10 protein-coding genes are annotated in these 10,781 nt (G+C 47.8%); 3 read left to right on the forward strand and 7 right to left on the reverse strand.

The window, feature by feature from the left end; genetic code table 11:
• Positions 1–111 precede the first annotated feature (111 nt).
• The 7 genes from L0G63_RS12465 to L0G63_RS12495 form a co-directional block, all read right to left on the reverse strand.
• Positions 112–315, reverse strand: a complete 204-nt coding sequence (locus L0G63_RS12465; protein WP_301450944.1) for a hypothetical protein — start codon at positions 313–315, stop codon at positions 112–114.
• A 28-nt stretch (positions 316–343) separates the two neighbouring features.
• Positions 344–1,219 (reverse strand): N-acetylmuramoyl-L-alanine amidase, encoded by an 876-nt coding sequence (locus L0G63_RS12470; RefSeq protein WP_301450945.1) that lies wholly within the window; start codon positions 1,217–1,219, stop codon positions 344–346.
• Between the two features lie 98 nt (positions 1,220–1,317).
• The gene (locus L0G63_RS12475; RefSeq protein ID WP_301450953.1) at positions 1,318–2,025 is read right to left on the reverse strand and encodes an MOSC domain-containing protein; all 708 of its coding nucleotides are present in this window, start codon (positions 2,023–2,025) and stop codon (positions 1,318–1,320) included.
• A 252-nt stretch (positions 2,026–2,277) separates the two neighbouring features.
• Positions 2,278–2,691, reverse strand: a complete 414-nt coding sequence (gene rsfS, locus L0G63_RS12480; protein WP_301450946.1) for a ribosome silencing factor — start codon at positions 2,689–2,691, stop codon at positions 2,278–2,280.
• Between the two features lie 130 nt (positions 2,692–2,821).
• On the reverse strand, positions 2,822–3,736 hold the full coding sequence (locus tag L0G63_RS12485; RefSeq protein ID WP_301450947.1) for a nicotinate-nicotinamide nucleotide adenylyltransferase: 915 nt from the start codon (positions 3,734–3,736) through the stop codon (positions 2,822–2,824).
• A gap of 195 nt (positions 3,737–3,931) precedes the next feature.
• Entirely contained in the window at positions 3,932–6,079 is a 2,148-nt protein-coding gene (gene pta, locus L0G63_RS12490) for a phosphate acetyltransferase (RefSeq protein ID WP_301450948.1), read from the reverse strand.
• Between the two features lie 134 nt (positions 6,080–6,213).
• Positions 6,214–7,446: an acetate/propionate family kinase gene (locus tag L0G63_RS12495; RefSeq protein ID WP_301450949.1), complete on the reverse strand. Its 1,233-nt coding sequence runs from the start codon at positions 7,444–7,446 to the stop codon at positions 6,214–6,216.
• Positions 7,447–7,868: 422 nt separating this feature from the next.
• Here L0G63_RS12495 and L0G63_RS12500 point away from each other — a divergent pair, with 422 nt between their 5' ends.
• The 3 genes from L0G63_RS12500 (at position 7,869) to dapF (ending at position 10,707) form a co-directional block, all read left to right on the forward strand.
• Positions 7,869–8,183 (forward strand): lipoprotein, encoded by a 315-nt coding sequence (locus L0G63_RS12500; RefSeq protein ID WP_301450950.1) that lies wholly within the window; start codon positions 7,869–7,871, stop codon positions 8,181–8,183.
• A gap of 46 nt (positions 8,184–8,229) precedes the next feature.
• Entirely contained in the window at positions 8,230–9,606 is a 1,377-nt protein-coding gene (gene lysA, locus L0G63_RS12505; protein ID WP_301450951.1) for a diaminopimelate decarboxylase, read from the forward strand.
• 213 nt (positions 9,607–9,819) lie between these two features.
• Complete coding sequence (gene dapF / locus L0G63_RS12510; protein WP_301450952.1) at positions 9,820–10,707, forward strand: diaminopimelate epimerase; 888 nt, start codon at positions 9,820–9,822, stop codon at positions 10,705–10,707.
• Positions 10,708–10,781 lie beyond the last annotated feature (74 nt).

Raw genomic sequence — 10,781 nt, forward strand, 5'->3', positions numbered from 1 at the left:
TCTAGGTCTTTTTTTCACCTTGCATTTGGTATTGCACTTCATGTGTTAATCTAAGGATCATAAAAGATGATAAAAGATGATAAAAGATGATTTCTTTATCCATATTTTTTCCTAATCAGCTTTCCCTTTCTGCGCCTCAGCAATCAACTCATGAATTCTAGCGCTTTCTCTTAGCACGCAAGCCTCATAAGCCGACAGCTGCCCAGGCTCTTGTTCTTTTTGCTTTTCTTGTTCCTGCTCTTGTCTGGCTTTTGCTTCTAGGTATCTCTGTAGCTCGTCTTGTTCATTTTGTTCGTTGTATTGTGAGTTAGTCATGGTTTATGTCTCCTGATGTGTTGCACCCTTAATAAAAATCATCCCGACCCGCATACTTCTTATTGAGCGCCTGCAATATCGCATAGGTTTCGCTATCCATATTACCGGTTGGCTGCTGCGGTCTGAAATGCAATTGAAACGCATAGATGACATCACGGCTGGACTTGTCCCACTCGTCGCTATTATTGATTTGATAACCATATTTGCGAAACGCTTGCTTGATTTCCTGCACGCTTGGCGCAACCAAGGTACGCCGATTCATAATTTCTTGCTTGTCCGCTTCATCATACCAAGCGCCGATACCATACTCTTTATACAGTTGTTCCCATGGGAATTTGGCACCGGGGTCGATCTTGCGCGAGGGTGCCATGTCCGAGTGACCGATGATGTTCTTTGGTGAGATGTCATAGCGCGTGGCGATATCCTGCACCAGCTCTGCGACTTTTTTAATCTGCAATTCATCAAATGCCACATAATGCTCATAAGGATGGTAATCCATATCGCCATTCTTTAGCGCGTCTCGATATTCAGGCTTGATGCCCACATTGACGATCTCGATACCGATAGAGGTATCGTTTAATATCGTCCGCCCTGCAAAGCCGCCATCTCCTGCATGCCACGCGCGCTCGTTCTCAGGTACGAGGTTATAGATTTTGTCATCGTCATTGTCTAAGACCAGATAGTGCGCGCTGACATTGCCTGTGGTCAAAGTCTTTATCGAGCGCTCATTGTCTGAGACGGTGTAGTGTAGGACGATGGTTTTGATGCGCTGGCTTTTACCAGTCGATTGATAAGTGTCGCTATCGACGCTGTAGCTTTTGGTGGTGGCGACTGGTGAAGTGGTCGTGACGCAGCCAACCAAAGGTAGGGCCAAGCCAAGTGCTAAGAAGATGTTTTTTACCATGAAATGCTCTGTTTAGATAAAGGGTATATGTCGCTGTCCACTTATATCTTAACCACCTATTATTATCAGATGATGTCTAAAGATTTTGCTGATTGTATTTAGCCCCTTTTGACCTTCTTCGCCAATACCTTTTTCCAACTCTCTTCCAAACATTCTATCGCCAACCACGGCTCGATAATATCAGCGTCAAACTTCTCTTTTGCGTTCGAGAGTTCCCATAAGGTCTCTAACGTGGCAAACGGGTAGGGGCGCTCGACCAAGTACACAGGCACATCCGCCTGAATCATACCATCACGCACGACTTGAAAATACCAGCCTGAGATACCTTGTTTACTCACCCATGCGGCGATGTTGGGCACTTTGGTAAATTGGCCGATCTGATCGTTGATTTTGTAGCACGGGCGGCGCGGTTGAACGATGCGCAGCTGCACGCTATCTTCACCGTTTATTTTGTCGTCGCCATACTGCCCACCATACTGATAAACGTCGCCAATACAGACGTTAGACTCATCCATCTCAGGTAATCCATCAACAGCTTCAGTGGTAAGGTTTTCACCGAGCGTACCGATGCGTACTTTTAGATCAAACTCAGTATTGATTTTCTCATACGTGGCCGTTGGCATTTGATGCACGGCTTTGAGCGGGCCACCATGATGTTTGCGATCGGCTTGCTCGTCCGTGGTCAGGCCCATAAAGTTGACGGTGACAGGCGCGGCTATAGGCGCTTTGTCAATGGCGCTCATCTCATCACGGGTAAAGGGCATGACTTTGCCTGCGCGTACGCAGACTAAGTTTGCCACGTGCATGGGTAAGTGAATCGCAGAGTGTAAGTGGTGGGCAGCAGACATAGACAATCCTTAATGAGCATTGAAATCAAAACAAAAATTGGGCAGTGGTGATTGATAAAGATGATAGCAACCTCTGCAGCAATTATCTATTTAATCAGGCATTATCATGACGCGCATCCCGAAATATCGGCACAAAAAAAGACCAGAATAGCGATTCTGGTCTTGATGGTTCATAAGAACATTTTACTCAATGTTCGTTATTCAATACTTTTATTTGGTTTTGTTGCGACGACCGGCGGTTTTCTTTTCGCGAGGCGTAGCGACCAGCTCAGCCAATTGGTCAGGCGATGACCATAGGCCTTCTAAGTCATAAAATTCGCGGGCTTGCGGGGTCATGATATGGACGACGACCGCGCCCAAATCAATCAAGGTCCAGTCAGAGTCAATACCGCCCTCACGGCCAAGCGGCATAAAACCCGCTTGTTTGGCTTCAGCGCCAACGCTATCCGCTATGGCACGTACGTGACGTTTTGAGGTACCGTCAGCGATGATGATGCGCTCTGTGACGTCGGTCAACTCTTCTACATTCATTACTGTGATGTTCTTTGCTTTCATATCATCTAGCGAGTTTTGTACGATGGTCAAGCATTCTTTGAGGCGTTCTTCAGTCATGGTGTTGGTCATAAATTTTAATCTCTTGAATCATAAATATATAAAATAAAGGGGTAAAACGTCACTTTGGCTTATCCGACTGATTAGAGAATGTCAGGCATATAGATAAAAAGATCGGCAAAATGACATAGATAAGGCGATTTTAACGGAATTGAGCAGCAGAATATAGCTGATGGGCGATAATATAGTGATAAACAGCAGGATTGAGCCATTTAGCTAATGGATTGAATTCAGTATGGTTAATGATAGCATTTATTGGTGCGATAGAGGCGATTTGCCGCTCAGAGGCAGGCATTTTATTTGTTTGATTGGCCACGATCTGTAGTTGCTCACGTATCTGTGTGCTTGATACAGCAGTGATGGGGCGTGTGTCTATATAAATGCGTCCTTGAACTGGGTTTTTCAAGTCAGTATTATCTGTGTCCAAATACGCTGTGGTGCACTGAGTGCTCGGGGTTAATAGGTCAATAGGTGTATGAGTGATATAGGGTTGTAAGGGTGGTGGTAGCTGCGATGATAAGACGACGGCATCGTCAGTGCTCGCTGTCTTTTTTATCAGGGATGTGGTGTGCTCAGAGTCAGTATCACTCATATCATCGCTATCCTCACGATTGAATACCCACAGATTGACATAGTCAGTGAGCCGTAACCCCTCCTTCCATTTATCCAAACTGCGCGCGCTGTCCATACCCATGATAAATATCAGGCTGTCGTGAGGATATTGTTGTCTGAGTGCGCGTACACTATCAATCGTATAGACAGGCGGCGTTTGCCATAGTTCCAGCTCATTGATTTGTATCGGCGTCTCTTGTACCGCAAGCCTCAGCATGGCTAAACGATGCGCAGGATCTGTGCTTTGCATTTTAAAGGGTGAGCGCGCGTTGGGCAATAAACATACCTGTAGGTCACGCTGCTGCTGCATCGTGATTGGCAACAATCTCTGATAGACATGCAGGGCCACTTCTAAATGGCCCTTATGTACAGGATCAAATGAGCCGCCAAGATAGGCACGAATGGCAGGGAGTTTTTGGTGAGGGCTGGCGCTCGTATTTGGCATAAATAAATGCGTAAAAAAGGGACAGTGTACGCTCTTTTGGCATACCTTCCTCTTTTGTGGCCTTGTTATATTCAATGAGTCATAGCGCTATTGTAGAGGGCAGGCACGCCGCTGTCATCAACACACTCATAAAAAAACCGACCATCATAACGACAGTCGGCATCTTCAAGGACTCATTGGCAGCGATAAGAGCGCTTAAATGAGGTCGCTTGCCGCTTGAATGGCGGTCAGGGCAATGGTGTAGACGATATCATCAACGAGCGCACCGCGGGATAGATCATTGACAGGTTTGTTCAAGCCTTGCAGCATTGGGCCGACACTGATGACGTTGGCGCTACGCTGTACCGCTTTATAAGTGGTATTACCAGTATTGAGATCAGGGAAAATAAAGACATTGGCTTGACCCGCAACTGGAGAGTCAGGGGCCTTTTGCTTGCCCACACTCATGACAGAGGCCGCATCGTATTGTAATGGGCCGTCGACCTTGAGCGTTGGCGCACGCTCGCGGACGATTTGGGTGGCACGAGCAACTTTTTCGACATCCGCGCCAGCCCCTGATGAGCCTGTCGAGTAGCTGATCATGGCAACTTTTGGATCGATACCGAACGCGGCGGCAGACTGCGCCGACTGAATGGCAATCTCAGCCAGCTCTTCAGCATTGGGATCAGGGATGATCGCGCAGTCACCATAGACAACCACTTGCTCAGGCAGCAGCATGAAGAACACTGACGATACTAGAGAGTACTGCGGTGCGGTTTTGATTAGCTGGAACGCAGGGCGGACGGTGTTGGCAGTTGTGTGAATCGCGCCTGAGACCAGACCATCGACTTCATCGAGCTGGAGCATGATGGTGCCAAGATATACCGTGTCTTTTAGATATTCAGCGGCGACGTCTTGGTTGGTTTTACCTTTACGGCGTTCAACGACCGCGGCGATATATTTGCTCATATCGAGGCTATCAGGATCGATAATCTCTAGACCCTCTGGCAATGTCAAATCGCGGTTTTTGGCGACTTGTTCGACCTCACTGCGCTTGGCAAGCAGCACACAGTTAGCGATTCCGCGGCTTTGACAGATACAGGCGGCCTCGACGGTACGCGGCTCTGCGCCCTCTGGCAGGACGATGCGTTTTTTGGCTTGTTGTGATTTTTTGACCAACTGATGGCGAAAAGCCGATGGCGACAAACGCGGCTCATGGTTACGACTGAAATATTCCTTAATCCAGCTCAGATCCAAGTGCGCTGCTACGTAACGTGCCACTTCTTCAGCGCGATCGGTGTCATCACTTGGAATCTCTGAGCTCATATGGACAAGGCTCTGTACCGTTTGATAGCTGTCACTCTCGACGCTCATGATAGGGATGCCCGTTTTGAGCGCCGACTGCCACAGCTCCGTTACGGTCTCGCTTGGTAGGATACCCCCTGTCAAGACCAATCCTGCCAGCGGAATACCATTGATACAGGCCAACCCTGCGGCCAGTAGCAAGTCATCGCGGTCACCAGGGACCACCATCAACGTACCACGTTTGAACACTTGATTGACACGAGCGACTGAGCGCGCCGTTAGACTGATGCGATTGATACGACGTGTTTTTGCTTCACCAACGTTAAGCCAAGTGGCATCAAGCTCGGTGGCAATGTCCCAAGTGCGCGGTACAGACAACGAATCGCTAAAGGGCACCACGCCGATGAGGCGAAACGCGTCGGTATTGAACGAAGGCGATAGACGCTGCACTTCTTGCAAAAAGGTTGGATCTAAGCTGACGACGGCCTCACCAGGCGCGACTGGTTGCGTCTCAAACGTATTGGGCACATCTTGTACCCGCATCAAAATCACGCCAAGCGTCCGCAAATCGATGACACCGCCGAACTCGCGCGCATGCACATCAAGCTTGTCCGCCAACGCCGCTGGTTGACTGATATCAGCGGCACCAACAAATATGATCTTGGCATCTAAAGCATGGGCGAGGGCGCGGTTGACTTGTGCAGCATAAGAGGTCTCAGTGGTCGGCACCAGACCTTCACAGATGATGACATCAGGGCCATCATCAATCGTATGATAATTGGCAATCACTTCTTCCATCAAATCATCAAGGTTGCCGTCGCCCAGCATCCGCTCGACGTGTTGACGGCTGATCGATTTGGGCGGCTTTAGACCAAAGGCATGCATGGTCAATGCACTTGAGCTGTCTAAGCTGTGCTGCTTGTCTAGTGTATCATCTTGCAAAAACGGCTTCATAAAACCCGCTTTGATACCGTTATAATCAAAGGCTCGAATCAAGCCAAGCGCCGCTGATGTTACACCGATACCGCGACTAATGGGAACAAGTAAAATGGTCTGCATAGTATGTCCTATGGTTTATTTTATTATTAAGTTCAATTCATCCTTGGCAGAATGAGCAATGTGCTGAGTATGTACGCCATAGCTTTATAGCAAATGTTAATTATATAGATATGGCGTATCAAACACGCTCACGCTTATATTAAATTCAATGCCTGACGAGTCTCTTGAGCAATACGGCACTCTTCATCAGTTGGGACGACCCATAACTCGATACTGCTGTCATCTGCGTGGAAGCTGCCTTCTTTACCACGAACCAAACTGGCATTTTTGTCAGCATCTATTTTGATACCGAAATGACGCATCACTGCCAGGATTTTGGTACGTGTAATGTCGGAGTTCTCACCGATACCGCCAGTAAAGACAATACCGGTAAACTCTGGTAGCGCACAGCTAAGGCTGGCCAGATATTTACCAGCACGATAGCAAAACATCTCGATAGCGAGCTTGGCATCTTCGTGACCTTCACTGGCTGCTTGCTCGATGGTACGCAAGTCGTTAGACAGTCCTGAGATACCAAGTAGACCGCTGTCATTATTAAGCATTTTGTCGGTCTCTTCTAAGCTCATACCGAGCTGACGCTTCAGGTGCATGTGCAAGCTAGGATCCACATCGCCACTACGCGTACCCATCATAAGGCCCTCAAGTGGGGTCAGACCCATGCTGGTATCGAGACTTTTGCCATCGTATACTGCGGCGGCTGAGCAACCATTGCCTAGATGTGCTGTTAGCCAGCCATGTGGCCCTTTTGCCTCAGTGATTTGGCTGGTGCGTTCTGAGACGTAAGCATGTGATGTGCCATGGAAGCCATAGCGACGGATTTTATGTTCTTCGTATAGATATTTTGGTAGCGCATAGCGAAAAGCAACGGGCGGCATGGTTTGGTGAAAAGCGGTGTCAAACACCACCACTTGCGGCATATCAGGATAGATCGCCTGAACCGCTTCGATACCCAGTGCATTTGCAGGGTTGTGTAGCGGAGCTAATATTTTGAGACGCTTCACTTCTTCTAACGCATGCTCATCAACGCGAACGGCTTTGGAATATTCGCGGCCACCATGTACCACGCGGTGTCCAACGGCGATGAAGTGGTACTGCTCTAGTAGCTCAAGGATTTTTTGTAGCGCCAGCTTATGGCGACCACCAGGAATAGAGATTTCAAGTTTTTCACCGTTTAAGGTCGTGTGTTTAATACGGGCGGTATCGAGACCTAGGTTTTCGGCAAGACCGGTGATACGAGTAGCGTTGTCATCACTAATCAACGCGTATTTGATGGAAGACGAGCCGCAGTTTAAAACCAAGGTTGGGCTGGTCAGGGGGGATGCTTCGGTGTTCTTATCATCAAAAGTGGTGGTTAGGCTGGCGCTCATACTCTATCCTTAGGGTCATTTTTATAGGTGGGGAGTCATCATATCGTCAGTTCAATATGTCAACAGTCATACTGATATCGTAACGTCCTTATTATAAGGGTATCGCGGCCGCTACGAATCGTAGACCTACAATTTATCATAACGATAAGCTCTGAGGGTAATGTAACATATTTTTGTATCTATGCCGTGATACGGTGAGGTTATAAATCGTGTGGATTTGATGCTCAAAATACCCCAAGCAACTATGCTTCAAACCCCTGCCTAATATTGGCTAAATTTGTTAGCCAATCAGGTTCAGTATGCGCACTGCTTTGTGTCATAATGCTATGATAAAAACGCTTACCGTGGCCACGCTTTGGCCGCCTTGTGCGTCATCTTTTCATCATACTTATACCGCTACATACTCATAGGTTGTCTGCTTTATGTCTACTACACATCGCTCAGCAAACACTGCATATATCACCTCGTCGATGCTTACCAGTCGCCGCGCCATTATTACTTTAGTCATTGGCAGTGCGATGATGGTAGGGATGTCAGGCTGCGGGCAAAAAGGCGCTTTGTACTTACTAAAGTCCAGTAGCCAAACGGTAGAGGGTAGCCCATCTGTACTAAATAGTACGAGCCATCCACAAGATGCCGCTTTTGCTGGTATTGATGATGATACCTATCAAAAAAATGACTATCTAGATGAACAGCAAATACTGCCCGAGCCGAGTACAGATCCTAACGATTATTAATGTTTATTCTTACCCTTGATACCCTGATTATATTAGAGATGTTTATATGAGTCATTCTGAACTACCTGTTGACACAACTGATTTGACCACGGGCGAATCTGTCACTATTCAAACTGAGCAGGGTCTATACGTTGATCCTAAAACGTTGAGCGCTCATCTGCCCGCGCTAAGCTATCGCGACGACGCGCTATATATGGAGCAGGTTAGTGTTGATGAGTTGGCAAAACAATATGGTACGCCATGCTATGTCTACTCAAAGCAGGCGATACTGGATGTTTATCAAGCCTATACCGATAGCTTCGCCAGTCTCGATCATCAGGTATGCTACGCGGTAAAAGCAAACTCGAATCTTGCAGTGCTTGGGGTGCTTGCGCAGGCAGGTGCTGGGTTTGATATCGTCTCTCGTGGTGAGCTGATGCGTGTATTGGCTGCAGGTGGCGCCGCGTCGCGCGTTGTATTCTCAGGTGTTGGCAAAACTTATGGAGATATCGAATACGCATTGACCCAAGGTATCGGCTGCTTTAACGTCGAGTCCATCAGTGAACTTGCCTTGATTGATGAAGTGGCAAAGACGCTCGATAAGCGGGCGCCCATCTCGTTGCGCGTCAACCCTGACGTGGATGCCAAGACTCATCCGTATATCTCAACGGGGCTTAAAGACAACAAGTTTGGCATCACTCACGAAGAGGCGCTAGCAGTCTATCAGCAAGCGGCAGATCTATCACATATTAATATCGTGGGTATTGATTGTCACATTGGCTCGCAGTTGACGGAAGTCGCGCCGTTTGTCGCCGCACTAGACAAAGTTATTGAGCTGATACATAGCCTGCGCGATCATGGTATTGAGCTGCGTCATATTGATTTGGGTGGCGGTCTAGGCGTGCGTTATATTGATGAGACGCCCGTGTCTATCGATGAGTTTGCCGAGGCTTTATTACCAAAGCTGAGCGAGCTTGGTTTGACCGTATTCTTTGAGCCGGGTCGTAGTATCGTTGCCAATGCTGGTGTGCTCCTCACTCGCGTTGATGTACTAAAACCCACTGAGCACAAAAACTTTGCGATCGTCGATGCTGCGATGAATGACTTGATTCGTCCTGCTTTATATCAAGCTGAAATGGCCGTGATTCCAAGTACATTACCGAGCGATGGTATTGATACAAATGGTACAAAGCCGTGGGACATTGTTGGCGCGATTTGTGAGACAGGGGATTTTTTAGCAAAAGACCGCTTACTGTCATTAGAGGCAGGAGCTGTCTTGGCTGTGACGGGCGCAGGGGCTTATGGCTTTACCATGAGTAGTAATTACAACTCGCGTCCGCGTGCCAGCGAAGTGATGGTATCAGGCAATAACAATCAGCTCATCCGCAAACGTGAAACGGTTGAAGCATTGTATGCTGACGAAATACTGTGGCAGGATAGATAAAGCCGCCAACCCGCCAACACTGACACTGTTTTTGCATAATAAAAAAAACCCACCGTGATGCGAACGGTGGGTTTTTTTTGGCAAACTCGAATGGGGTATATCGAGTTTGAGGTATAACGATAAGTTAGTATTTGATAGCGGTGATAATTATGATTGTATCTGACAGCGTGCTAATATAAGCCATACATAAAAATAGGATAGGACATCAAAGATATGCTAATAGAATTTACTAAAATGCATGGGCTGGGCAATGATTTTATGGTTATCGATTTGGTGACCCAGCGCTTAGATTTGACCAAGGAGTTGGTAGCGTTATTGGGAGATCGCCACCTAGGTATTGGCTTTGATCAACTGCTTGTGGTCGAGCCACCGATGCGCCCCGATGTTGATTTTAGTTACCGTATTTTTAACACGGATGGCACCGAGGTGGAGCAATGCGGCAATGGTGCGCGCTGTTTTGCCCGTTTTGTGCAAGCACGTAAACTGTCATTTAAGCAGCGTCTACGGGTTGAGACGGCGAGCGGCATTATCTCTTTGACCACCGATCGGTTTGGTTGGGTAGAAGTCGATATGGGCAAGCCCAAGTTTGAGCCAAATGAGATTCCCTTTAGCCCAAGAGCCACGACCAAAATCCAAAACACTTATCACCTCGATGTCAATGGCACACCTGTACAGCTATATGTCGCCAATATGGGCAACCCACATGCCGTTATCAAAGTTGATGACGTGCTGGACGCGGAGGTTGAGACGTTAGGCAAGGCCATTGAGTCCCATCCAGCGTTCCCAGATCGCGTCAACGTGGGCTTTATGCAAGTGATGAACCAGCGTCATATTCGTCTGCGTGTGTATGAGCGCGGTGTTGGTGAGACGCAAGCTTGCGGCACGGGCGCCTGTGCAGCAGTTGCAGTCGGTATAAGAGAGGGCTGGCTCGATGAAGGCGAAGAAGTGCGCGCGCAGCTCTATGGTGGCAGCATGATCATCAAGTGGCAGCCTGGCTATTCAGTTATGATGACAGGTCCGACTGCTTTTGTTTATGAAGGAGTCTTTAGTCCAGATGGTTTGATGGCGCAAGCAGGTATTAAGCCAAGTTCTGAAGGCTGATATCTGTCGTTAGAAAAATGGGTGGTGTTCTAAAAAGTATGCTGGCATCAGACATAGCCATAATTGACATAGAA

Source organism: Psychrobacter sp. (assembly GCF_030454045.1).
GTDB lineage: Bacteria > Pseudomonadota > Gammaproteobacteria > Pseudomonadales > Moraxellaceae > Psychrobacter.

Coding starts and splice junctions, on each gene's coding strand:
- L0G63_RS12465 (WP_301450944.1), bottom strand. CDS start 315: ATGACTAACTCACAATACAACGAACAAAATGAACAAGACGAGCTACAG.
- L0G63_RS12470 (WP_301450945.1), bottom strand. CDS start 1,219: ATGGTAAAAAACATCTTCTTAGCACTTGGCTTGGCCCTACCTTTGGTT.
- L0G63_RS12475 (WP_301450953.1), bottom strand. CDS start 2,025: ATGCACGTGGCAAACTTAGTCTGCGTACGCGCAGGCAAAGTCATGCCC.
- rsfS (WP_301450946.1), bottom strand. CDS start 2,691: ATGACCAACACCATGACTGAAGAACGCCTCAAAGAATGCTTGACCATC.
- L0G63_RS12485 (WP_301450947.1), bottom strand. CDS start 3,736: ATGCCAAATACGAGCGCCAGCCCTCACCAAAAACTCCCTGCCATTCGT.
- pta (WP_301450948.1), bottom strand. CDS start 6,079: ATGCAGACCATTTTACTTGTTCCCATTAGTCGCGGTATCGGTGTAACA.
- L0G63_RS12495 (WP_301450949.1), bottom strand. CDS start 7,446: ATGAGCGCCAGCCTAACCACCACTTTTGATGATAAGAACACCGAAGCA.
- L0G63_RS12500 (WP_301450950.1), top strand. CDS start 7,869: ATGTCTACTACACATCGCTCAGCAAACACTGCATATATCACCTCGTCG.
- lysA (WP_301450951.1), top strand. CDS start 8,230: ATGAGTCATTCTGAACTACCTGTTGACACAACTGATTTGACCACGGGC.
- dapF (WP_301450952.1), top strand. CDS start 9,820: ATGCTAATAGAATTTACTAAAATGCATGGGCTGGGCAATGATTTTATG.